At 37.8% G+C, this 22,885-nt stretch carries 23 protein-coding genes, 1 pseudogene and 2 other annotated features; of the genes and pseudogenes, 20 read left to right on the top strand and 4 right to left on the bottom strand.

Annotated elements, in window-relative coordinates:
• Positions 1-11 precede the first annotated feature (11 nt).
• The 7 genes and pseudogenes from RTP99_RS11515 to RTP99_RS11485 all read left to right on the top strand — a co-directional run bounded on the left by RTP99_RS11515 (position 12) and on the right by RTP99_RS11485 (position 6,250).
• Complete coding sequence (locus tag RTP99_RS11515; RefSeq protein WP_001266956.1) at positions 12-452, top strand: D-tyrosyl-tRNA(Tyr) deacylase; 441 nt, start codon at positions 12-14, stop codon at positions 450-452.
• 130 nt (positions 453-582) lie between these two features.
• On the top strand, positions 583-1,278 hold the full coding sequence (locus RTP99_RS11510; RefSeq protein WP_000447393.1) for an alpha/beta fold hydrolase: 696 nt from the start codon (positions 583-585) through the stop codon (positions 1,276-1,278).
• 14 nt (positions 1,279-1,292) lie between these two features.
• A pseudogene (locus RTP99_RS11505) lies at positions 1,293-1,462 on the top strand (YrdB family protein); the annotation flags it as partial.
• 82 nt (positions 1,463-1,544) lie between these two features.
• On the top strand, positions 1,545-1,721 hold the full coding sequence (locus RTP99_RS11500; protein ID WP_001242605.1) for a hypothetical protein: 177 nt from the start codon (positions 1,545-1,547) through the stop codon (positions 1,719-1,721).
• A 54-nt stretch (positions 1,722-1,775) separates the two neighbouring features.
• Positions 1,776-2,006 (top strand) — a binding site (T-box leader).
• Between the two features lie 69 nt (positions 2,007-2,075).
• Positions 2,076-3,347: a histidine--tRNA ligase gene (gene hisS, locus RTP99_RS11495; protein WP_000027087.1), complete on the top strand. Its 1,272-nt coding sequence runs from the start codon at positions 2,076-2,078 to the stop codon at positions 3,345-3,347.
• A 12-nt stretch (positions 3,348-3,359) separates the two neighbouring features.
• Complete coding sequence (gene aspS, locus RTP99_RS11490; protein ID WP_000840911.1) at positions 3,360-5,135, top strand: aspartate--tRNA ligase; 1,776 nt, start codon at positions 3,360-3,362, stop codon at positions 5,133-5,135.
• Positions 5,136-5,482: 347 nt separating this feature from the next.
• Positions 5,483-6,250 carry a tRNA threonylcarbamoyladenosine dehydratase gene (locus RTP99_RS11485; RefSeq protein WP_000903177.1) on the top strand — a complete coding sequence of 256 codons (768 nt, stop codon included), beginning with the start codon at positions 5,483-5,485 and terminating at the stop codon, positions 6,248-6,250.
• Between the two features lie 452 nt (positions 6,251-6,702).
• Here RTP99_RS11485 and RTP99_RS11480 read toward each other — a convergent pair whose 3' ends face one another.
• Positions 6,703-7,344: an RsfA family transcriptional regulator gene (locus tag RTP99_RS11480; protein WP_000857707.1), complete on the bottom strand. Its 642-nt coding sequence runs from the start codon at positions 7,342-7,344 to the stop codon at positions 6,703-6,705.
• Positions 7,345-7,381: 37 nt separating this feature from the next.
• Positions 7,382-8,668, bottom strand: coding sequence for a replication-associated recombination protein A (locus RTP99_RS11475; protein ID WP_000812932.1), 1,287 nt, complete (start codon positions 8,666-8,668; stop codon positions 7,382-7,384).
• Between the two features lie 292 nt (positions 8,669-8,960).
• Here RTP99_RS11475 and cymR point away from each other — a divergent pair, with 292 nt between their 5' ends.
• The 7 genes from cymR (at position 8,961) to RTP99_RS11440 (ending at position 15,355) form a co-directional block, all read left to right on the top strand.
• A complete protein-coding gene (gene cymR / locus RTP99_RS11470) occupies positions 8,961-9,377 on the top strand; it encodes a cysteine metabolism transcriptional regulator CymR (protein ID WP_000704116.1) in 417 nt (138 codons plus the stop codon).
• A gap of 35 nt (positions 9,378-9,412) precedes the next feature.
• Entirely contained in the window at positions 9,413-10,558 is a 1,146-nt protein-coding gene (locus RTP99_RS11465; RefSeq protein ID WP_000439905.1) for a cysteine desulfurase family protein, read from the top strand.
• 16 nt (positions 10,559-10,574) lie between these two features.
• Positions 10,575-11,690, top strand: coding sequence for a tRNA 2-thiouridine(34) synthase MnmA (gene mnmA / locus RTP99_RS11460; RefSeq protein WP_001038008.1), 1,116 nt, complete (start codon positions 10,575-10,577; stop codon positions 11,688-11,690).
• Positions 11,691-11,800: 110 nt separating this feature from the next.
• Positions 11,801-12,460, top strand: coding sequence for a tetratricopeptide repeat protein (locus RTP99_RS11455; RefSeq protein ID WP_000066391.1), 660 nt, complete (start codon positions 11,801-11,803; stop codon positions 12,458-12,460).
• Positions 12,461-12,555: 95 nt separating this feature from the next.
• Entirely contained in the window at positions 12,556-14,892 is a 2,337-nt protein-coding gene (gene recD2 / locus RTP99_RS11450; RefSeq protein WP_000528074.1) for an SF1B family DNA helicase RecD2, read from the top strand.
• Positions 14,893-15,019: 127 nt separating this feature from the next.
• Positions 15,020-15,208, top strand: a complete 189-nt coding sequence (locus RTP99_RS11445; protein WP_000469281.1) for a hypothetical protein — start codon at positions 15,020-15,022, stop codon at positions 15,206-15,208.
• A gap of 18 nt (positions 15,209-15,226) precedes the next feature.
• Positions 15,227-15,355, top strand: a complete 129-nt coding sequence (locus RTP99_RS11440; RefSeq protein ID WP_001053553.1) for a YrzQ family protein — start codon at positions 15,227-15,229, stop codon at positions 15,353-15,355.
• A 36-nt stretch (positions 15,356-15,391) separates the two neighbouring features.
• Here the strand turns inward: RTP99_RS11440 and RTP99_RS11435 are convergent, their stop codons facing one another.
• Positions 15,392-15,604, bottom strand: coding sequence for a hypothetical protein (locus tag RTP99_RS11435; protein WP_000242550.1), 213 nt, complete (start codon positions 15,602-15,604; stop codon positions 15,392-15,394).
• 175 nt (positions 15,605-15,779) lie between these two features.
• Between RTP99_RS11435 and RTP99_RS11430 the strand changes: the two genes are divergently transcribed.
• Complete coding sequence (locus tag RTP99_RS11430; RefSeq protein ID WP_000793116.1) at positions 15,780-16,850, top strand: AI-2E family transporter; 1,071 nt, start codon at positions 15,780-15,782, stop codon at positions 16,848-16,850.
• Between the two features lie 35 nt (positions 16,851-16,885).
• On the opposite strand, the gene RTP99_RS11425 is transcribed toward RTP99_RS11430, so the two are convergent.
• Positions 16,886-17,230 carry a PH domain-containing protein gene (locus tag RTP99_RS11425; protein ID WP_000209593.1) on the bottom strand — a complete coding sequence of 115 codons (345 nt, stop codon included), beginning with the start codon at positions 17,228-17,230 and terminating at the stop codon, positions 16,886-16,888.
• Between the two features lie 222 nt (positions 17,231-17,452).
• Positions 17,453-17,672: a binding site (T-box leader), on the top strand.
• Positions 17,673-17,712: 40 nt separating this feature from the next.
• Between RTP99_RS11425 and alaS the strand changes: the two genes are divergently transcribed.
• The 5 genes from alaS (at position 17,713) to mltG (ending at position 22,692) form a co-directional block, all read left to right on the top strand.
• Positions 17,713-20,355: an alanine--tRNA ligase gene (gene alaS, locus RTP99_RS11420; protein ID WP_000811832.1), complete on the top strand. Its 2,643-nt coding sequence runs from the start codon at positions 17,713-17,715 to the stop codon at positions 20,353-20,355.
• Between the two features lie 76 nt (positions 20,356-20,431).
• Positions 20,432-20,698 (top strand): IreB family regulatory phosphoprotein, encoded by a 267-nt coding sequence (locus RTP99_RS11415; RefSeq protein WP_000348590.1) that lies wholly within the window; start codon positions 20,432-20,434, stop codon positions 20,696-20,698.
• A 3-nt stretch (positions 20,699-20,701) separates the two neighbouring features.
• Positions 20,702-21,115 (top strand): Holliday junction resolvase RuvX, encoded by a 414-nt coding sequence (gene ruvX / locus RTP99_RS11410; RefSeq protein WP_001221197.1) that lies wholly within the window; start codon positions 20,702-20,704, stop codon positions 21,113-21,115.
• Positions 21,116-21,127: 12 nt separating this feature from the next.
• Positions 21,128-21,406 carry a DUF1292 domain-containing protein gene (locus tag RTP99_RS11405; protein WP_000392247.1) on the top strand — a complete coding sequence of 93 codons (279 nt, stop codon included), beginning with the start codon at positions 21,128-21,130 and terminating at the stop codon, positions 21,404-21,406.
• A gap of 215 nt (positions 21,407-21,621) precedes the next feature.
• Positions 21,622-22,692 (top strand): endolytic transglycosylase MltG, encoded by a 1,071-nt coding sequence (mltG, locus tag RTP99_RS11400; protein ID WP_000230089.1) that lies wholly within the window; start codon positions 21,622-21,624, stop codon positions 22,690-22,692.
• Positions 22,693-22,885: the final 193 nt, after the last annotated feature.

Genomic DNA, 22,885 nt, shown 5'->3' with positions numbered 1-22,885 from the left:
GTGTAGAAAAGATGAGAGTTGTTTTACAACGATCAAAGGAAGCGTCTGTCACAGTAGACGGTGAGATCGTAGGACAAATTCCGTTCGGTTTAACATTACTAGTTGGCATTACGCATGAAGATACAGAAAAAGATGCAACTTACATTGCAGAAAAAATTGCGAACTTACGTATTTTTGAAGATGAGAGCGGAAAGATGAACCATTCTGTACTTGATGTAGAAGGACAAGTTCTATCCATTTCGCAATTCACATTATACGGAGATTGCCGCAAGGGAAGACGTCCAAACTTTATGGATGCTGCCAAACCTGACTATGCAGAGCGTTTATATGATTTCTTTAATGAGGAAGTTCGTAAGCAAGGATTGCATGTAGAAACAGGGAAGTTCGGAGCAATGATGGATGTTTCTTTAATCAATGATGGTCCGGTGACCTTAATTGTGGAAAGTAAATAGTGCTGCTGAAGAAGAGAGGGGATGAGCCCCTCTCTTCTTTTGTGGTTTTTAATGGTATATTTTTCTAGTTATTGTTATGATAGTTAAGAAAATAAACGATATAATCGGGGGATTATGGGAGGTAAATCTTATGGAAACATTTGTACTCGTTCATGGAGCATGGGATGGCGGTTATGTTTGGAAAAAACTAGCTAAACTTTTAAGGGAAGAGGGTCATAGTGTATATACTCCTACATTAACTGGACTTGGGGAACGAACACATCTTATGCAACCTAATATAGGGCTGAAAACATTTATTCAAGACATTGTTAATACTATTAAATATGAGAGTCTAAGAGATGTAATTTTAGTAGGGCATAGTTATTCTGGTATGGTAATTACAGGTGTAGCAGAAGAGATTCCTGAGTTTATTAAAGAGCTAGTATACGTGGATGCAATGCTTCCGGAAAATGGTGATTCTGTTATGGATATTTCTGGGCCGGAAATGGCCGCACATTTTATAGAAGAAGTAAAAGTATACGGGGAAGGATGGCGTGTTCTTCCTAGAAATACAATAGATGAAAAAAAATCAGCGATGTCATTGTTGGCTTTTACACAATCGGTTGAAATAAAAAACTCTAAAGCGCAACTTATACCCCATATATACGTAGAAGTAAAGGATAATCCAGAACATTGGCCAATGACGCCTATCTTTTTAGAATCAGCAAAAAAAGCAAGGGATAGAAAATGGGAAGTTTTTTCTATTGAAGTTGGTGGGCATTGGGTAATGGAAACTAATCCAGAGGCGTTGGTTCGTATATTGAATCAGTGTGTAGAAGTAGTTTAATGTATGCTTTATTTCCTGTGGAAGAAAGGGAAGTGCAAGGTATATTACATGTAATGTTAGAAATGATCGTATTTGGGCTAGGTATTGCAGTGTTGTTATATTCATTTGAAGCATCATATGCTAGCGAGTGGACTGGCCAATTATTATAAATACAATAATACTAATGTTTATTTTGAGTCAATAGCTTTTTCGTTTATGTATAACTCTCTAATCAATATGGAACAATAAAAAGTAAAACATCCATATTGAATGTGAGGGATATACGTATGCGTATGAATGAAAAAGGGCATTCTGTTACAAATGGTGCAAATCAACTGTTTAACGTAAATTTTCATGATTTTATTTCAAAAGAGCAAAACAATACTTCGATGGAGCTTGCTTCTGAGTTTGGCATTTCTCTTCAAGATGTAAAGCGTCTAAAGAAGCAGATTGAACGCTCTTAGAGCACTTGACAATCCTACTGAACAAACGTATAGTAATTTTATATTTACATATGAATATAACCGTTGATAGAGAAGAGTAAATGAGACACACATGGAAAGAGAAGAAATGTCTTAGGCTGAAAACATTTCTACATGATGACTGATTGAATGACACTCTAGAGGTTTCAACTTGAACGGCATATACGCTTAGTAGGGATGAACGCACATTTAAGCGTTATTAAAAAAGTGGAAGCATACGTGCTTCAATTAGGGTGGCACCACGGGTATAATACTCTCGTCCCTACTGTTCAAACAGTAGAGGCGGGAGTTTTTTTATTTTTATTAAGATTAAAACAATTTGAGGAGGAACTGAATATGTCTATTCAAATCCCACGCGGAACGCAAGATATTCTTCCAGGCACTGTTGAGTTATGGCAGTATATCGAAGGGCAAGCACGCGAAATTTGCCGTCGTTACAATTATAAAGAAATTCGTACACCAATTTTTGAACACACGGAGCTATTTTTACGTGGTGTTGGTGATACGACAGATATCGTACAAAAAGAAATGTACTCATTCCAAGATCGTGGAGAGCGTAGTTTAACATTACGTCCAGAAGGTACTGCACCTGTTGTACGTTCTTACGTTGAAAATAAAATGTTCGGTGACGCAACACAACCAACGAAATTATATTATATCGGTCAAATGTTCCGTTACGAAAGACCGCAAGCAGGTCGCTATCGTCAATTCGTACAATTTGGTATTGAAGCAATCGGTAGTAACGACCCTGCAATTGATGCAGAAGTAATTGCACTTGCTGTAGAGTTTTACCGCGGCATGGGCTTAAAAAATATTAAAGTTGTATTAAACAGCTTAGGTGATGCGGCGAGCCGTCAAGCGCACCGTGATGCGTTAATCGCACACTTTGAGCCACGTATCGGTGAGTTCTGTTCTGACTGTCAATCTCGTTTAGAAAAGAACCCTCTTCGAATTTTAGATTGTAAGAAGGACCGTAACCATGAATTAATGGGAACAGCACCATCTATTACAGAATACTTAAATGAAGATTCAGCAGTATACTACGAAAAAGTTCAAGAACTATTAACGATGATGGATGTTCCATTTGAAAAAGATCCGAACTTAGTACGTGGTTTAGACTACTACCAGCACACTGTTTTTGAAATTATGAGTGAAGCAGAAGGTTTCGGTGCTATTACTACATTAAGCGGTGGTGGACGTTACAACGGACTTGTACAAGAAATCGGTGGACCAGAAATGCCAGGTATCGGTTTTGCGATGAGTATTGAACGTTTAATTATGGCGCTAAAAGCTGAAAACATTGAATTACCAATTGAACATAGCATTGATTGTTACGTTGTAGCGCTTGGTGAAAAAGCGAAAGACCATGCTGCAAAAGTTGCGTTTGATCTTCGTAAAGCTGGATTATCAGTTGAAAAAGATTATTTAGACCGCAAAATGAAAGCACAATTTAAATCAGCAGATCGTCTAAAAGCGAAATTTGTAGCTGTATTAGGGGAAGATGAGCTAGATAAAGGCATCATTAACTTAAAAGATATGGCAACAGGCGAACAAGAAGAAGTGGCGTTAGATGTATTTGCTTCATACGTAGCAGAGAAATTAATATAGGGGGAACTTACAGTGGCTGAAAGAACACATGCATGTGGAAAAGTAACAGTAGAAGCAGTTGGACAAACAGTTCAATTAAAAGGTTGGGTACAAAAACGCCGTGATTTAGGTGGGTTAATCTTTATCGACTTACGTGACCGTACAGGTATCGTACAAGTTGTATTTAACCCAGAAACATCAAAAGAAGCGCTAGAAGTAGCAGAAACAATTCGTAGCGAATACGTATTACACGTAGAAGGTACAGTTGTTGAGCGTGGTGAAGGCGCAATTAATGACAATATGGCAACTGGTCGTATTGAAGTACAAGCAACAAAGGTAAACGTATTAAACGCAGCGAAAACAACGCCAATCATTATTGCTGATGATACAGATGCATCAGAAGATGTGCGTTTAAAATATCGTTATTTAGACTTACGTCGTCCTGTAATGTTCAATACATTCAAAATGCGTCATGACGTAACAAAAACAATTCGTAATTTCTTAGATACAGAAGAGTTCTTAGAAGTAGAAACACCAATTTTAACGAAGAGCACGCCAGAAGGGGCTCGTGACTATTTAGTACCAAGCCGTGTACATGACGGTGAATTCTATGCGTTACCACAGTCTCCACAGCTATTTAAACAGCTTCTTATGGTCGGCGGATTTGAGCGTTACTATCAAGTAGCACGCTGTTTCCGTGACGAAGATTTACGTGCGGACCGTCAGCCAGAATTTACGCAAATCGATATTGAAGCTTCATTCTTAACACAAGAAGAAATTTTAGATATGATGGAGCGCATGATGACGAAAGTTATGAAGGATGCGAAAGGTGTAGAGATTAGTGCACCATTCCCTCGTATGACTTACGCTGATGCAATGGCTCGTTACGGTTCTGATAAGCCAGATACACGCTTTGAAATGGAACTAACAGACTTATCTGAGTTTGCAGCAGGTTGTGGATTTAAAGTGTTTACAAGTGCTGTAGAAAGCGGCGGACAAGTAAAAGCAATTAATGCAAAAGGTGCTGCGAGCAAGTACTCTCGTAAAGACATCGATGCATTAACTGAATTTGTAAAAGTATACGGTGCAAAAGGTTTAGCTTGGCTTAAAGTGGAAGAAGACGGCTTAAAAGGACCGATCGCGAAATTCTTCGGTGAAGAAGATGCAAACGTGTTAATGACTACATTAGAAGCTACTGCTGGTGATTTATTACTATTCGTAGCAGATAAGAAGAGCGTTGTTGCAGATAGCTTAGGTGCACTTCGTTTACGTCTAGGTAAAGAGCTTGAGTTAATTGACGAAAGTAAATATAACTTCCTATGGGTAACGGATTGGCCGCTTCTTGAGTATGATGAAGATGCAGATCGTTACTTCGCAGCTCACCACCCATTCACAATGCCATTCCGTGAAGATGTTGAGCTATTAGAAACAGCACCAGAAAAAGCACGTGCACAAGCATATGACCTTGTATTAAACGGTTACGAGCTTGGTGGTGGATCACTTCGTATTTACGAGCGTGACGTACAAGAAAAAATGTTCAAAGCACTTGGATTCTCACAAGAAGAAGCGCAAGAGCAATTCGGATTCTTATTAGAAGCATTCGAATACGGTACTCCACCACACGGTGGTATTGCATTAGGTTTAGACCGTCTTGTTATGTTACTTGCAGGTCGTACAAACCTTCGTGATACAATTGCATTCCCAAAAACAGCAAGCGCAAGCTGCTTATTAACAGAAGCTCCAAGCCCAGTTGCAGAAGCACAGCTTGAAGAGTTAAACTTAAAATTAAGCTTAAAAGAAGAGAAGTAAGAATAGGGTCTAGATGGTTATACTAATACCATCTAGACTTTTTTTGAGAGGTTGTTTAAAAAGTCCGGTTCAGATGGCTGTCGCATCTCGTCGTTACGTATGCTAGCCCGGTGCTCGAGTAGTAACGCTACACTGCGCTCCTCCTGGCTTCAGCGCCTCGATCTGTTCGGCTCTCTGAATCCTCCTTTTTAAACGTGTATTTAGGAAGAAACAAAATCCCGGTTTACACTATGTTTTTATTTTCGAAATATGTATTTTTAGGAATTCTATAACTTTTTCTATACAAATAGTCGGAAAAACGCTAGAATACATGGTAGACCATTTTTGTAATAGGAGTGTAGAGCTGAATGTTACATCAATTTTCACGTAATGAATTAGCCTTCGGTAAAGAAGGACTTGAAATATTAAAAAATAGTACAGTCGGTATTTTAGGAATTGGCGGCGTAGGTTCTTTTGCAGCTGAAGCGTTAGCACGTTCTGGAGTTGGGCGTCTCGTATTAGTAGATAAAGATGTTGTAGATATTACAAACGTAAACCGTCAAATTCACGCTTTAGTATCTACTGTAGGACGTTCAAAAGTAGAATTAATGAAAGAGCGTATTGCAGACATTAACCCAGAGTGTGAAGTAATTGGACTAGAAATGTTTTATACAGATGAAACATATGAAGAGTTCTTTAAACACGGTTTAGACTTTGTAGTGGATGCATCTGATACGATTACGTTCAAAATTCATTTAATTAAACAATGTTTACGTCGTAAAATTAAAATTATCTCAAGTATGGGTGCAGCAAATAAAATGGACCCAACTCGTTTCCGTATTGCGGACATATCTAAAACACATACAGATCCAATTGCGAAAGTCATTCGTACGAAGCTTCGTAAAGAGGGTATTAAAAAAGGTGTAAAAGTTGTCTTCTCTGATGAAAATCCAATCGTAATTCGTGAAGAAGTACGTAAAGAAATCGTACCAGACGAAAATGCAAAAATTCGTAAAGCGAAATTACCACCTTCATCAAACGCATTCGTACCATCTGTGGCAGGCTTAATTATGGCAAGTCACGTTGTACGTGAACGCATTAAAAACGTAGAAGTGAAACGTGTAGGGCAAGAATAAAAGAAAAGCATATATCCATTTCGGATATATGCTTTTTTATATGTGCTAAAGAAATAGGGGGATTTGTATTGCTACTAGTTCAAATGTAAGCAAGGCCAGTAAGTAATAATCATATTTGTCTGATTTATAACCTGAGGTCTTTTTTAAACTATGAATCGTAAAAAGGCCTAACGTTAGAACGAGAATACCGAGTGTTATTTTGAAGGCTACTAATGAAATGGCAATCAGCTCCTTTCAATCGTATATGTTTATAGTAACATTTAAGTAAAAAATATCCAGTCAATTCAGGGAGTTCTTTGTATAGCAGGTTTACTTATTTTGTAAATATTTGTCGGTAAATCGATATTCCTTGTCGAATAGTCGATATAATTTCATTTACCAATATGCTATCCACCGAAGAGACAAAAAAAGGATGTCACTTAGCCGGGAAATTGGGCTAGGTGACATCTTTTTTAATTCTCTGCAGAATAAATAATATCTAAATTTCCATTTTGATCTGTCTTGAAAATGGGAGCGATCTGCTCTTCTTGTTCTTCAACTGAAACGAGTTTTCGAGCACGATCCATAATTCTAACGAGCATTGCATAATCTTCTTCGATTGCTTGTTGTTTTTTTGTGAGTACAGCTAATTTAGTTTCGAGCTCATCATTCGTTTTTTGCAAGGAAGTGAGCTGAGTTTGTAATACTTCATTTTCAGTTTGTAACTTTGCGATTGAAGGATTATTGTGCTCCAAGTTTTGCAAAAACGAGATGACATTTTGCATTGTAAGTTCTTGTTTACTTGGTACAATATCTTCTGAAAACTCAGCATCGATTACGAGTTGTTTCGTTTTTGTGAACTGATTTTTTTCTATTTTAGCTTCAGAGCGCTTTAATTCTTTACGTTGTTTTTTCGCAAGCTGTACCGCATCTTCATAATTCGGTCTTACTTCAGCGTTCCATCTAAAACCGCAAGCTGCGGAAGTGCGGTTTAAAGCATCGCCGACTTCATCGAATGCTTTTATTTGTGTACTGCCGCTGCGAATATGTCGTAAAACAGTTTCTGCTAAAAGGAGATCGTCTTCTTTTGTCCATGCATCTTGACGTGTTTTCATAAGCGAAGCCTCCATAATGGTGACGTTTTCGCTTATGTTACCCTTTATTTTTCGTTTTATTCGAACTTTGTAATCTTTCATATACAGTAGAAAGTGCTTGTTCAAATTTCCCTGTCATTTTCGGTTTATAATATTGTTTGTTTTTTATTTTATCAGGTAAGTATTGCTGCTGTACCCAACCATTTGGATGGTCGTGTGGATATAAGTAGCCAATGCCTCTTCCAAGTGCCTCTGCGCCTTTGTAATGACTATCTTTTAAATGACTTGGGATGTCGCCTGTTTGCCCGTTCCGTAAATCGTGTAAGGCAGCGTCAAGTGCTTTATAAGCTGAGTTTGATTTTGGTGATAGGCAAAGCTCAATAACGGCATTTGCAAGTGGTATGCGCGCCTCTGGGAATCCAACGCGTTCAGCTGATTCTATAGCTGCTAGCGTACGCGGTCCAGCTTGCGGGCTAGCAAGTCCAATATCTTCATATGCCATAATAAGAAGACGTCTACCGATGCTTTGCAGATCACCAGCTTCAATAAGACGTGCTAAATAGTGAAGTGCTGCGTTTACATCACTTCCGCGCACTGATTTTTGAAATGCTGATAATACGTCATAATGAGCATCTCCGCCTTTATCGTGAACGAAGCTCTTTTTTTGTAAGCATTCTTCGGCGATTTCCAGCGTAATTTCCGCAGCTTTGTCATCAGTTGTAAAGCTAGATAAAACAGCTAGCTCCAGTGCATTATAAGCGGAACGCATATCTCCACCTGATGCATTTGCGAAGTGATGTAATGCTTCAGGCGTAACAGTTACATCATATTCCCCAAGACCTTTTTCTTTATCTTCAAGTGCTCGTTTTAAGCCAATTAAAAGATCATCTTCTGTTAATGCGTGTAATTCGAAGATTTGACACCGACTTCGAATAGCGGAATTAATAGCATGGAACGGATTACTCGTCGTCGCACCAATTAAGGTAAGGAGTCCACTTTCTAAATGAGGTAATAGAAAATCCTGTTTTGCTTTATCTAGACGGTGTACTTCATCTAAAATTAAAACGAGGTGTCGATGCATCTTTGCCTCTTGTACGACAACTTCCATATCTTTTTTATTGTGAGTAACAGCGTTTAATAGGCGAAAAGGGGTTCCGGTACTTCCTGCAATTGCGCTCGCGATGGATGTTTTTCCAGTGCCTGGAGGGCCATATAAAATCATAGATTGAAAATGATTTGCTTGGACCATTCGCCATAAAATTTTTCCTTCACCAACTAAATGTTGTTGTCCGATAATTTCTTGAATATTTGTAGGGCGCATTCGATGTGCGAGTGGTTGTTTCATTTTTACCGTCTCCCTTAATGTATAATCTCTTTCTATCGTATCATTTTTTTTAGTGGAATTTGAAATAGGATGCTGTTTTGTGGGAAAAATGAATATGAATATTTTCATTTTTCTTTCAATTGTAATAATTTCCGAGTTTTTCAATGTGATTTTATGTTATCATTTTGATACACAAGTTGAAATTTCTTATAATACTATATTATGCTATAATTTCATAGGATTTTAAATTGTGTTCTTTTATAAATAAGATATAACCAATAGAAGTGAAAATTTGAAAAGAGGTGCAAAATAGATGAAGATTTCAACGAAAGGCCGTTACGGCTTAACAATTATGATCGATCTTGCAAAAAAGTTTGGTGAAGGTCCAATTTCCTTAAAATCAATTGCGCAGGCACATGATTTATCGGAACATTACTTAGAGCAATTAATTTCACCACTTCGTAACGCGCGTCTAGTAAAGAGTACACGCGGAGCATATGGCGGGTATGTATTATCAGATCAGCCAGCTAACATTACAGCTGGGGATGTAATCCGTGTATTAGAGGGTCCGATTAGTGTTGTAGAAATGATAGAAGAAGAAGAACCAGCACAACGCCAATTATGGATGCGTGTTCGTGATGCGGTGCAAGAAGTGTTAGATAGTACAACGTTAGAAGATTTAGTACGTTATGAGGAAGAAAATCACGGGGGCTATATGTTTTACATTTAATTCCTTGTGAAACGATTTGGAAAGAAGGAGATTTAATGGAACGCATTTATTTAGATCATGCTGCGACATCTCCGACTCACCCGGAAGTGGTCGAAAAGATGATTCCATATATGACAGAAACATTCGGAAATCCGTCTAGTATTCACTTTTATGGACGTCAAACGCGCCATGCTGTAGATGAGGCGAGACGCGCATGTGCACGTAGCATTCATGCGAATCCGAATGAAATTATATTTACGAGCGGTGGTACGGAAGCTGATAATTTAGCACTTATCGGTGTAGCGCGTGCGAACCGTCATAAAGGTAACCATATTATAACGACGCAAATTGAACATCATGCAATTTTGCATACGTGTGAATTGTTAGAGCGTGAAGGGTTTGAAGTGACATATTTACCTGTTGATGAAACAGGACGTGTTCAAGTTTCTGACATACAAAAGGCATTAACAGAAGAGACAATTCTTGTATCTATTATGTTTGGGAATAATGAAGTTGGGACGATGCAACCAATTGCGGAAATAGGTAAGCTGCTAAAAGAGCATCAAGCTTATTTCCATACAGATGCGGTACAAGCTTACGGTTTAGTAGAAATTGATGTGAAAGAGTTTGGTATTGATTTATTATCAATTTCAGCTCATAAAATTAACGGGCCAAAAGGTGTCGGGTTCCTATACGCTAGTGCAGACGTGAAATTTGAACCGTTATTAATAGGTGGGGAGCAAGAAAGAAAACGCCGTGCTGGTACTGAAAATGTGCCGAGCATCGTTGGGTTGCAACATGCAATTTTGCTAGCTGAAAAAACTCGTGAGCAAAAAAATGCCCAATATGAAGAGTTTAAAGATATAATGGTATCTGTCTTCAAAAATGAAGACATTACTTTCGAGGTAAACGGAAACTTAGAATATCGATTACCACATGTGCTTAATATTAGTTTTACAGGAATGAACATTGAACCGTTTCTTGTGAACTTAGACTTAGCTGGCATTGCAGTATCAAGTGGTTCGGCTTGTACAGCTGGTTCGATTGATCCATCACATGTATTAGTGGCGATGTTCGGAAAAGACTCCGATCAAATACGTTCATCCGTACGTTTTAGTTTCGGACTTGGAAATACGAAAGAGCAAGTTGAGAAAGCGGCGTACGAAACAGTGAAAATCGTGAAGCGATTAACACAAAATTAGCATGGGAGGTGACATGATGAACAAACTACCTCACGAAACACGCGTTGTCATCGGGATGTCCGGTGGCGTTGATTCATCTGTAGCGGCTCTTTTATTAAAAGAGCAAGGTTATGATGTAATCGGAATTTTTATGAAAAACTGGGATGATACAGATGAGAATGGTGTTTGCACAGCAACAGAAGATTACAATGATGTAATTGAAGTGTGTAACCAAATTGGTATTCCGTATTATGCAGTAAACTTTGAAAAACAATACTGGGATAAAGTATTTACGTACTTCTTAGATGAATACCGAGCTGGTCGTACACCAAACCCAGATGTAATGTGTAATAAAGAAATTAAATTTAAAGCATTTTTAGAGCATGCCATTGCGCTCGGTGCTGATTATGTAGCAACAGGTCATTATGCACGCGTTGCTTATATGGACGGCGAATATAAAATGCTTCGCGGCGTTGATGACAATAAAGATCAAACGTATTTCCTAAATCAATTAAGCCAAGAGCAATTATCAAAAACAATGTTCCCGCTTGGTGAACTGAAGAAACCACAAATTCGTGAAATGGCGAAAGAAGCTGGTTTAGCGACAGCGGCGAAGAAAGATAGTACTGGTATTTGCTTCATTGGTGAGCGTAACTTTAAAGATTTCTTAAGTAACTATTTACCAGCACAACCAGGTGTGATGCAAACATTATCTGGTGAAGTGAAAGGAAAGCATGACGGTTTAATGTACTACACAATTGGACAACGTCATGGCCTTGGTATTGGTGGTAACGGTGATCCGTGGTTTGCTGTTGGGAAAAACTTGAAAGAAAACATTTTATATGTTGATCAAGGATTCCATAACGAACTTCTATATGGCGACGAAGTTATTGCTACAAATGTTGGCTGGGTAAGTAATAAAGCGAAAGAGAAAGAATTTAAGTGCACAGCGAAATTCCGTTATCGTCAAGAAGATAATAAAGTAACGGTTCAAATCGTTGATGAAAATACAGTTCGTATTCTTTGTGACGAGCCAATTCGTGCAATTACACCAGGACAAGCAGTTGTTTTCTATGATGGAGATGAGTGTTTAGGCGGTGCTACAATTGATGAAGTGTACCGTAGCGGTAAGAAATTGGATTATTTAGGATAAAATGAGAAGCCTCTACCGATTCGCGGTTAGAGGTTTCTTTTACATAAGGCGAATTTTCGTTCGCTTGGAAAATACATTCTTTGTTATAATTTGTTGTAGAGGTGAAGGACATGTCAAACAAACTTGAAACAGGTATTCAATATATGCAAGAAGGAAACTGGGAAGAAGCTGCTAAAAATTTCACAGAAGCAATCGAAGAAAATCCGAAAGATGCGCTTGGATATATTAATTTTGCAAACTTATTAGATGTACTAGGTGATAGTGAGAGAGCAATTTTATTTTATAAACGTGCATTAGAGTTAGATGATAAATCTGCGGCTGCTTATTATGGATTAGGAAACGTATATTACGGTCAAGAGCAATTTGCAGAGGCTAAAGCTGTATTTGAACAAGCGATGCAAGCTGGATTACAATCAGCTGATGTAACGTTTATGTTAGGTATTACACATGTGCAACTTGGAAATGATCGTCTTGCACTGCCGTTTTTACAAAGAGCAACAGAATTAGATGAAAACGATGTAGAAGCTTTGTTCCAGTGCGGACTTTGCTTTGCGCGACTAGAACATATTCAAGAGGCGAAACCTTATTTTGAAAAGGTATTAGAAATGGATGAAGAGCATGCAGATGCGTATTATAATTTAGGTGTTGCCTACGTATTTGAGGAAAAAAATGAGAAGGCTCTCGCTTTATTTAAGAAAGCAACTGAAATTCAGCCAGATCACTTTTTAGCGGGTAATGGTGTTCGTTTATTAGAGCAAGAAGCTGAATAAGAAAAATGTAGTTTAATGGGTAGTTATCCCTCATCTAAATAGGTGGGGGATGTACTGCTCATTAAAGTGAAGCGAAACCGGAAAGGAGAGGAAAGATGGGAAATCAACATGCAATGGATTTGTTTGAGGAAGAGAAAAAGTTTATAAAAGCGCAAGTTCTTCATACCATTTTCCACAACGAAGAAAACCTCTATTCCGTTGTCAGTATGAAAGTCATTGAAACGAATGAAACGTACGATGAAAAAAAAGTGATGATAAACGGTCATTTTCCCCGCATGCATGAAGATGAAGTGTTTACGTTGACAGGGCATTTTAAAGACCATCCGAAGTATGGGAAACAATATTTAGTTGAAACGTTTAAGAAAGAATTGCCGCAAACAAAAGCAGGTATGGTGCAATATTTAGCGAGTGATTTATTTAAAGGGATAGGAAAGCGTACAGCTGAAAAAATTGTGGACCATCTAGGGGAATATGCTATTTCTAAAATTATGGATGATCCTGAGGCTTTAAATGGTGTTGTAAACAAGCAAAAAGCGCAAGAAATATATGAGACAATTGTTGAACATCAAGGATTAGAGAAAGTAATGAGTTTTTTAAATGGTTACGGTTTTGGAACGAAGCTTTCTATTAAGATTTACCAACAATATAAAGAGATGACATTAGAAGTGATTCGTAATAATCCATATCAGCTTATTGAAGAAGTGGATGGAATTGGATTTGGAAGAGCGGATGATATAGGACGTGCGTTAGGGATATCGGGTAATCATGATGATCGTGTACGTGCGGGATGTTTTTATACGTTAGAGAATGTATCATTACAACTTGGTCACGTTTATATGAGAAAAGATCAACTTGTAAGAGAAACGATGTCACTTTTAAATAATCAAGAAGGAAGAGTGACGGAGGAAGACATTATAGGTTGTATTGAAATGATGCAAAGTGAAGGGAAAGTCATTATTGAAGAAGAACGAGTGTATTTGGCATCGTTATTCTACTCTGAAAAAGGTGTTGTAAAGTCTATTCGCAGGCTCATGAATCAGGAGGAAACACCTTCATTCCCTGAAGCAGAAGTGTTAAAGACGTTAGGTGAAATTGAAGAACAACTGAGCGTACAGTATGCACCACTTCAGCAAGAAGCAATTCAAACGGCACTTCATAAACCGATGATGTTATTGACAGGTGGACCAGGAACAGGAAAAACAACAGTTATTAAAGGAATTGTTGAAATGTATGCGTCACTTCACGGGCTATCGTTAAATCCGAATGAATACAGTGATGATAATCCATTTCCGATATTATTAACGGCTCCAACAGGAAGGGCAGCGAAGCGAATGAGTGAATCGACAGGACTTCCAGCTTGTACAATTCACCGTTTACTTGGCTGGACGCCAGAAGGGTCTTTCCAGCGTAATGAAACAGATCCGGTACAAGGGAAGTTGCTTATTATTGATGAATTTTCAATGGTTGATATTTGGCTTGCAAATCAGCTGTTTAAGTCATTGCCGACGAACATTCAAGTTATCGTTGTAGGTGATGAAGATCAATTACCATCTGTAGGACCTGGACAAGTATTGAAAGATTTATTGAATGCAGGTGCAGTTCCAACTGTAAAGCTTACTGAAATTTATCGTCAAGCGGAAGGTTCATCAGTAATTCAACTTGCTCATGCGATAAAAAATGGAACACTCCCACCAGATTTAGCGCAAAATCAAAAAGATCGTTCATTTATCGGCTGCACAGGAGCTCAAATTGTTGAGGTTGTTAAGAAGGTTTGTGAAAATGCTAAGACAAAAGGTTTTAGTGCAAGAGATGTACAAGTATTGGCCCCGATGTATCGTGGACCGGCCGGTATTAATGTACTAAACGAAGCGTTGCAAGAAGTATTTAATCCGAAAAGGGAAAAGAGTAAAGAAATTGCTTATGGTGATGTTGTATATCGAAGAGGCGATAAAGTCTTGCAACTCGTTAATCAGCCGGAGAGTCAAGTGTTTAATGGTGATATCGGAGAAATTGTTTCGGTGTTTTATGCAAAAGAGAACGTTGAGCAACAAGATATGATTATCGTTTCATTTGATGGAATTGAGGTAACATATACAAAACCAGATTTAAATCAAATTACACATGCCTATTGCTGTTCCATTCATAAATCGCAAGGTAGTGAGTTTCCGATTGTAATTATGCCGATAGTAAAAAGTTATAATCGTATGTTACGTCGTAATTTAATTTATACTGGTATTACAAGAAGTAAGAAGTTCCTTATTATTTGCGGGGAGGAAGCTGCTTTCCAGTCTGGTGTAAACCGCCTTGATGATGCAATGCGTCAAACGACTTTAGCGAGTCGATTGCAGGAATCGCAAGGAGAAGTACAGATGGTAACAGTGAATGGCGAAGAAATGGACGTGGAAAACATTTCACCGTATGATTTCATGTAAAAAGGTGAAATTATATAGTGAAACTTTCAAACGTATAACGTTGAAAGGCTCCAGCAATGTATAAATGAATGCAGTTTGGAAATAATGGCGAATAGAATCCGGGAGACTGTAAGGAGATGAACGCCATATGTTTATTTGTCCAAATTGCAAAGGAAAAGACATTGGGAAAATAGGTGTCAACCAATTTTATTGCTGGAATTGTTATATCGAATTATCGGTTTCAAAGGGGAAAATCCATACGCATCAAGTAGAAGAAGATGGTTCGTTAAGTTCTCTTGATGATTTATTTGATGAGAATGAAAGAACGATCGGATAACGAAAAGGGGGATTTACTTTGAATCTACGCAATTCATTAATCGCATTAGGTGTTGGAGCGGCAGCATATCAATATGCTCGCAAACAAGATGTCTTTTCAAAACGCAATATGAAAAAAGCACGTAAGATGATTAAATCTTATTTATAAGCGTAAAAAACTCCCTTCATCAACAAGGGAGTTTTTTTATGCATTTGTATGCAAATATAAAAGTCCAATTTCAGAGAAGAGATAAGATAGGCCGTAACATCCAACGCCAAGCATTCCGTAATGAAATAAATGCTTCGCTCTTTCTTTTCGTGAGGAACGAATAAAGAAACCTTTCCAAATACCAAACCCGATACAAATCCATTCAAGAATCATAAAAAGTGCTGATAATACGAGCATAAATAAAACCATTATGAGCCCTCCTGATTAAATTGTTTCACGCTGCGTTCTCAGGGGTGGTTGTCCTTGTTATGTATATATATGTGCGTCTTTACAAAACAGTATGGTCTGCACAAAAAGATTTTAAAACTTTTGCACATAACCTACCCTATTTATTTTCACAATAAAGGTGGAGGAGGTTTTTCGTGTGAAGAATCTTAAAATCATTTGGATATACCGTTTAGGATTATTGTTACTTGTCTTTCTTTGTTTGCTCGTCTTTTTAAAAATTAAGCCGCTATGGGCACCGATTATTTTTGTATGTAAAGTGGCCATTACACCGTTTCTTATCGCGTGTTTTATTGCGTATTTATTGCATCCTTTAATTGAAAAAATTCATAAAGAAGGGATGCCGCGCACACTCGCTATTTTGCTCATTTACATCCTTTTCTTTGGCGGAATTGGTTATGGAATTTATAAAGGAACGCCGGTTGTGATTAAGCAATTACAAGAAATCAATGAACAATTCCCGCAGTTTACAAAAATGTATGATTCTTGGATGGATGGTGTTACAGAACAAACAGCGAACTTCCCGTCATTTATTCATGAAAAGGTGAAACAAATTTTTGTTGGAGTAGAGACGAAGATACAAGCACTTTTAAATAAAGTGATGAGCACAGCTCGCGGTGTACTGGATTCGTTACTCATTATTTTCTTAATTCCGTTCATTGTATTTTACATATTAAAAGATTACGGCGAGTTTTATCATATTTTTTGGAAACTAGTTCCGAGTAAGTGGCGTAGTACGGGGCAAATGCTGGCGAAAGAAATTGATAAATCACTTGGAAGTTATATTCGAGGACAGTTATTTGTTTGTTTAGTATTAGGGGGCGTATCTGCTCTTTCCTTTTGGTTTATCGGTATGAAATATCCATTGTTACTCGGTATTATTATTGGGGTGACGGATATAATACCGTACTTTGGCCCTATTTTAGGGGCGATTCCGACATTAATGATTGCGGCAACGGTATCAACAAGTTTACTCATTAAAGCGGGGATTGCGATTGCTATTTTGCAATTCGTAGAAAGTAACATTTTATCCCCTTATATCGTTGGTAAGTCCCTTCGCATGCATCCTGTCATTATTATGCTTGCACTACTAGTTGGGGGAGAAGTGGGAGGAATTGTAGGGTTATTAATATCAGTTCCTATTTTAGCGGTTATTCGTACAGTAATCGTTCATGTAAGGCCTCTTTGGAAAAAAGAAGATATGCAATAGGAAGGCCCTCTACTTATAAGAGTAGAGGGCTATCATTATTTAGAGAGTTGTTCGTTTATTTTTTGAACGAGAGAGCTTACATCATTTGTTTGAATATGTTTTATTTTTTTCCATTCATTATCATACATAAATACAATTTGATTGCTGAAAAGTCGCTGTTTTTCTTTTAAATTAGAAATTTTCGCGAAAGCGTACTCTTCAAATAATGGGTTCTTACTTACATCTGGTCCATAAAAGAAGAGGCGTTTGTTCGTTAAAATTAACAATCCCGGCCTTGCGACGGAACGATAAATAAATATGTCTAGTGAACAGGCTACGTAAAACAATATTGTTTCATCAGTCTTTAACATATTTTTAGCTTTGCTCAATAAGGTTGTCACTATAATCGCTCCTTTATTATTAATAATTTAATTATAACAAAAATGAAATATTCGGAAAAGTACGCGGGAGTAGTACAATTTAGTAATACATGCATAATATATGAAAAGGCTGTTAAGAATGAATAGTAGAATAGCTATGATTAATAAGTAATTGATATAATATAAATGATTATCTACATTGACAAACTTAAGAGAATTCTATTATATTTAGTCATATAATACATTAAATCAATGACGGAACAAGTACGTTACAGTCCATTTATAGAGAGAAGCTTCCATATGGCTGAAAGAAGCTTTAAATGAAGGGTAACAGAAAGCTAATCCTGAGAGCAGCTAATCACTGCCGTTTTGCCACGTTACGGCACCATGAGGTGATGAATTGATTCATATAGTAATCAATTCATAATTAGGGTGGTATCGCGAGTTAACTCTCGTCCCTTTTATAGGGGCGGGAGTTTTTTATATTTAAGGAGGAAAATACAATGAAACAACTAACAGGCGCACAAATTCGTCAAATGTTTTTAGACTTTTTCCAAGAAAAAGGACATGCAGTAGAACCTAGTGCATCACTAGTTCCACATGAGGATCCATCTCTTTTATGGATTAACAGTGGTGTAGCAACATTAAAAAAATATTTTGATGGACGTGTAATCCCGCAAAATCCACGTATTACAAATGCTCAAAAATCAATTCGTACAAACGATATTGAAAACGTAGGGAAAACAGCTCGTCACCATACATTCTTTGAAATGTTAGGGAACTTCTCAATCGGCGATTACTTCAAAGAAGAGGCAATTACTTGGGCTTGGGAATTCTTAACGAGCGACAAATGGATCGGATTCGATAAAGAATTATTATCCGTTACAATCCATCCAGAAGATGAAGAAGCATTCACAATTTGGAATGAGAAAATGGGTGTTCCAAAAGAGCGTATCATCCGCTTAGAAGAAAACTTCTGGGACATCGGTGAAGGACCAAGTGGACCGAATACAGAGATTTTCTATGACCGCGGAGAAGCTTACGGTAATGACTTTAGTGACCCAGAATTATATCCAGGAGGAGAAAACGAGCGTTACTTAGAAGTATGGAACCTTGTATTCTCTCAATTTAACCATAATCCAGATGGTTCATATACACCACTTCCTAAGAAAAACATCGATACAGGGATGGGTCTAGAGCGTATGACATCTATCGTTCAAGATGTACCTACAAACTTTGACACGGACTTATTCATGCCGATGATTGGTGCAACAGAAACAATCTCTGGCGAGAAATATCGTAATGGTGACTTAGAAAAAGATATGGCGTTTAAAGTAATCGCTGACCATATCCGTACAGTAACATTCGCTGTTGGTGACGGCGCTCTTCCATCTAACGAAGGCCGTGGTTATGTATTACGTCGTTTATTACGCCGTGCTGTTCGTTACTCTAAGAAATTAAACATTAACCGTCCGTTCATGTTTGAATTAGTACCGGTTGTTGGAGAAGTAATGAAAGACTTCTATCCAGAAGTACTTGAAAAGAAAGATTTCATTGCAAAAGTTGTGAAAAATGAAGAAGAGCGTTTCCACGAAACACTTCATGATGGTGAAGCAATTTTAGCTGAAGTTATTGCAAAAGCGAAAGAAGAAAAAACAACTGTTATTTCTGGAGTAGATGCGTTCCGTCTATATGACACATACGGTTTCCCAATTGAATTAACAGAAGAATATGCAGAAGAAGCTGGTATGACAGTTGATCATGAAGGCTTTGAAAATGAAATGGAAAAACAACGTGAGCGCGCACGTGCTGCTCGTCAAGACGTTGATTCTATGCAAGTTCAAGGCGGTGTCCTTGGAGAAGTGAAAGTAGCGAGCGAGTTCGTTGGTTACGGTACGGTTGCAACAGAAAGTAACGTTGTTGCACTTGTGAAAAACGGTGAATACGCAGACAGCTTGCAAGCAGGTGAAGAAGGACAATTAATGCTTGATGTAACACCATTCTATGCTGAGAGCGGCGGACAAATTGCAGACCGTGGTTACCTTCTTGCTGATGGTGTGAAAGTTCTTGTAAAAGACGTACAAAAAGCACCAAACGGCCAAAACTTGCACAAAGTTGTAGTTGAAGAAGGTACATTAACGAAAGATGCGGCTGTAAAAGCTATTATCGATACGAAAAACCGTAGTAGTGTTGTGAAGAACCATACAGCAACTCACTTACTACACCAAGCGTTAAAAGACGTACTTGGAACGCACGTTAACCAAGCGGGTTCTCTTGTAACTTCTGAACGTTTACGCTTTGACTTCTCTCACTTTGGTCAAGTACAAGCTGACGAATTAGAAAAAATTGAGCGTATCGTAAACGAGAAAATTTGGGAAAGTATTGATGTTGAGATTTCTCAAAAAGCAATCGAAGAAGCGAAAGAAATGGGCGCAATGGCATTATTCGGTGAAAAATACGGTGATGTTGTACGCGTTGTACAAGTTGGCGACTATAGCTTAGAGCTTTGCGGTGGTTGTCACGTTGATAACACAGCTTCTATCGGTATTTTCAAAATCGTTGCTGAGTCTGGTATTGGTGCAGGAACTCGTCGTATTGAAGCAGTAACTGGTAAGTCTGCTTATGAATTAATGAACGATCAAGTAGGTTTATTAAAAGAAGCAGCTGGAAAAATGAAAACAAATCCAAAAGACATTTTAACAAGAGTAGATGGTTTATTTGCTGAAGTAAAACAACTTCAAAAAGAAAACGAATCTCTTGCAGCAAAATTAAGCAATATTGAAGCTGGAAACTTAACTGATTCAGTAATGACAGTTGATGGCGTGAACGTATTAGCGGCAAAAGTAAATGTTGCAGACATGAACAACTTACGTACGATGATGGATGACCTAAAAAATAAATTACAATCTGCAGTTGTCGTATTAGCGTCTGTAAATGATGATAAAGTAAATATCTTAGCTGGCGTAACGAAAGATTTAATTAGCCAAGGATACCATGCTGGTAAACTTGTGAAAGAAGTAGCTTCTCGTTGTGGCGGTGGCGGTGGTGGCCGTCCTGATATGGCACAAGCGGGCGGTAAAAACCCAGCGCAAGTTGAGGAAGCTTTAGCGTTTGTACAAGAGTACGTTAAATCTGTTTCAAAATAAAGAGATAGTAGTGTACAATGGTAGGGAGAGGAGAAGTTCTTCTCCCTATACTTACTATATAAGTGAGGTGCTTGAAATGGACGGTTTTGATAAAACAATGAAGTTTAGCATTCAAGATGAAAAACAGAGTGTCCATGTAAATGATGTACTTTTAACTGTGTATGATGCACTTCAAGAAAAAGGCTATAATCCGATTAACCAAATCGTCGGTTATTTATTAAGTGGAGACCCAGCATACATACCTCGCCATAAAGATGCGCGAAGCATCATTCGCAAGCTTGAACGTGATGAATTAATTGAAGAGCTTGTGAAGTCTTACTTGAAACATCATCGTGAGGAGTAATTTATGCGGATATTAGGTTTAGATGTAGGTACAAAAACAGTCGGAGTTGCAATTAGTGACGAAATGGGCTGGACAGCGCAAGGGCTTGAAACAATCAAGATTAACGAAGAACGAGGTCAATTTGGTTTTGACCGCATTTCTGAGTTAGTAAAACAGTATGATGTGGACAAGATAGTAGTAGGTTTACCTAAAAATATGAATGGTACAATTGGCCCACGTGGTGAAGCATGCCAACAATTTGCAGAAAACCTACGAGAGCTGTTACAATTAGACGTTGTAATGTGGGACGAGCGTTTGTCAACGATGGCAGCGGAACGTCTACTCATTTCGGCCGATGTAAGCCGTAAGAAGCGAAAGCAAGTAATTGATAAGATGGCTGCAGTCGTAATCTTACAAGGATTTTTAGATAGTAAATAAGAGGTGACCAAAATGGAAGAAAATCAAATTACAATTGTAGACGAAAAAGGTAACGAACATTTATGTGAAATTATTTTCACTTTTGACGCTGAAAAATTTGGCAAAAAATCATACGTAGTCTTCTCTCCAATCGGTGAAGTAGACGAAGATGGAGACCAAATTTATGATGCAATGGCTTATGAGCAAAATGAAGAAGAGGGCGGAACTTTACTTCCAATCGAATCTGAAGAAGAGTGGGAAATGGTACAAGAAATGTTCAACACTCTAGCTGATGAGCAAGAAGCTGAATAATAAGTACTGAAAAGGTGGACGGTATATCGTCCGCCTTTTTTATATGTAAAATGAAAGATTTTTTGTCGAAACTGCGTAATCCTTTGTAGTATAATGAGACGGATTGTAGAAAATAAAGTATCTGTCAAAAATGATAGGTAAATGTATTGTGATTTTTTATCGTGTTGTATAGAAAGATGTACATATGGCCTACAATTGAATAAGGAGGAAGAGTTTTGGTAGAGAATCAAGTGAAAAAGAAGCGTAGACGCATTTTTTTATTCTCGATAATTGCACTGCTTTTAGTTTGTGGTTCAGTCTATGCGTATATTTCATCCGCATTAGGACCGGTTGATAGCGGGAATAAAAAAGAGATTGAAGTAGAAATTCCAAAGGGATCATCTACTAGTAAAATTGGTGAGATTTTAGAAGGAAAAGGTGCTGTGAAAAACGGTACAGTTTTTAGTTTTTATACAAAGGCTAAATCTAAAAATTTACAAGCGGGTACATATTTATTAAATCCTTCAATGAGTGCAAAAGATGTTATTGAGCAAATGTCATCTGGTAATGTACATCGTCCAGCTCTTTATAAAGTGACGGTAAAAGAAGGGGCACAAGTAACTGAAATTGCAGAAACGGTTGCAAACGAATTAAAGTGGAATAAAGATGATGTTGTACGTCAATTAAACGATAAAGCATTTATTCAAAAAATGCAGCAAAAGTATCCCAAGCTGTTGACGGATAAAATCTTTGATAGCAATATTAAATATCCATTAGAAGGTTATTTATATCCTGCGACGTACTCTTTCTATAAAAAAGATACGACGTTAGAAGAAATTGTCATTCCAATGCTTGAGAAAACGAATGCAATCATTGTTCAAAACGAAGCAAAAATGAAAGCGAAAAACTGGGATGTTCATCAGCTTTTAACATTGTCTTCACTTATTGAAGAAGAGGCAACAGGCTTTACAGATCGTCAAAAGATCTCTAGTGTCTTTTATAATCGTTTAGCAAAAGGTATGCCGCTTCAAACGGATCCAACGGTATTATATGCACTTGGAAAGCATAAACAACGTGTATTATACGAAGATTTAAAGATAAACTCACCGTACAATACGTACGTTGTGAAAGGATTGCCGGTGGGCCCGATTGCAAACTCTGGTAAACATTCAGTGGAAGCAGCGCTAGAGCCTGCGCAAACAGATTATTATTATTTCTTAGCTGCACCAACTGGTGAAGTGTACTATGCGAAAACATTGGAAGAGCATAATGCACTAAAGCAAAAATATATTACGAAAAAACAGTGAAATGGGGAGGGATAGCGAAAAAGGTCGCACATCCCTCTTTTTTGTGGTAAAATATATCGGGTTAAAAACTGGCAGAAGAATCGTTTTTAATATCAAAACGGGACGTACAAGCTAAGGGTAAAGCTGGCTTGTATTTTTATTGCATTCTATGTGTGAAAAGACGTCATAGAGGCACTTCTCCATGTAAATAAGG

Origin of the sequence: Bacillus sp. (in: firmicutes) (genome assembly GCF_031983925.1) — a bacterium.
Lineage (GTDB): Bacteria > Bacillota > Bacilli > Bacillales > Bacillaceae_G > Bacillus_A > Bacillus_A pacificus.
This window is presented reverse-complemented; position numbering and strand designations above follow the sequence as displayed.

Bases quoted from the DNA above. Each gene is read 5' to 3' on its own strand.
- RTP99_RS11515 (WP_001266956.1), top strand. From the start codon at position 12: ATGAGAGTTGTTTTACAACGATCAAAGGAAGCGTCTGTCACAGTAGAC.
- RTP99_RS11510 (WP_000447393.1), top strand. From the start codon at position 583: ATGGAAACATTTGTACTCGTTCATGGAGCATGGGATGGCGGTTATGTT.
- RTP99_RS11500 (WP_001242605.1), top strand. From the start codon at position 1,545: ATGCGTATGAATGAAAAAGGGCATTCTGTTACAAATGGTGCAAATCAA.
- hisS (WP_000027087.1), top strand. From the start codon at position 2,076: ATGTCTATTCAAATCCCACGCGGAACGCAAGATATTCTTCCAGGCACT.
- RTP99_RS11485 (WP_000903177.1), top strand. From the start codon at position 5,483: ATGTTACATCAATTTTCACGTAATGAATTAGCCTTCGGTAAAGAAGGA.
- RTP99_RS11480 (WP_000857707.1), bottom strand. From the start codon at position 7,344: ATGAAAACACGTCAAGATGCATGGACAAAAGAAGACGATCTCCTTTTA.
- RTP99_RS11475 (WP_000812932.1), bottom strand. From the start codon at position 8,668: ATGAAACAACCACTCGCACATCGAATGCGCCCTACAAATATTCAAGAA.
- cymR (WP_000704116.1), top strand. From the start codon at position 8,961: ATGAAGATTTCAACGAAAGGCCGTTACGGCTTAACAATTATGATCGAT.
- RTP99_RS11465 (WP_000439905.1), top strand. From the start codon at position 9,413: ATGGAACGCATTTATTTAGATCATGCTGCGACATCTCCGACTCACCCG.
- mnmA (WP_001038008.1), top strand. From the start codon at position 10,575: ATGAACAAACTACCTCACGAAACACGCGTTGTCATCGGGATGTCCGGT.
- RTP99_RS11455 (WP_000066391.1), top strand. From the start codon at position 11,801: ATGTCAAACAAACTTGAAACAGGTATTCAATATATGCAAGAAGGAAAC.
- recD2 (WP_000528074.1), top strand. From the start codon at position 12,556: ATGGGAAATCAACATGCAATGGATTTGTTTGAGGAAGAGAAAAAGTTT.
- RTP99_RS11445 (WP_000469281.1), top strand. From the start codon at position 15,020: ATGTTTATTTGTCCAAATTGCAAAGGAAAAGACATTGGGAAAATAGGT.
- RTP99_RS11435 (WP_000242550.1), bottom strand. From the start codon at position 15,604: ATGGTTTTATTTATGCTCGTATTATCAGCACTTTTTATGATTCTTGAA.
- alaS (WP_000811832.1), top strand. From the start codon at position 17,713: ATGAAACAACTAACAGGCGCACAAATTCGTCAAATGTTTTTAGACTTT.
- RTP99_RS11415 (WP_000348590.1), top strand. From the start codon at position 20,432: ATGGACGGTTTTGATAAAACAATGAAGTTTAGCATTCAAGATGAAAAA.
- ruvX (WP_001221197.1), top strand. From the start codon at position 20,702: ATGCGGATATTAGGTTTAGATGTAGGTACAAAAACAGTCGGAGTTGCA.
- RTP99_RS11405 (WP_000392247.1), top strand. From the start codon at position 21,128: ATGGAAGAAAATCAAATTACAATTGTAGACGAAAAAGGTAACGAACAT.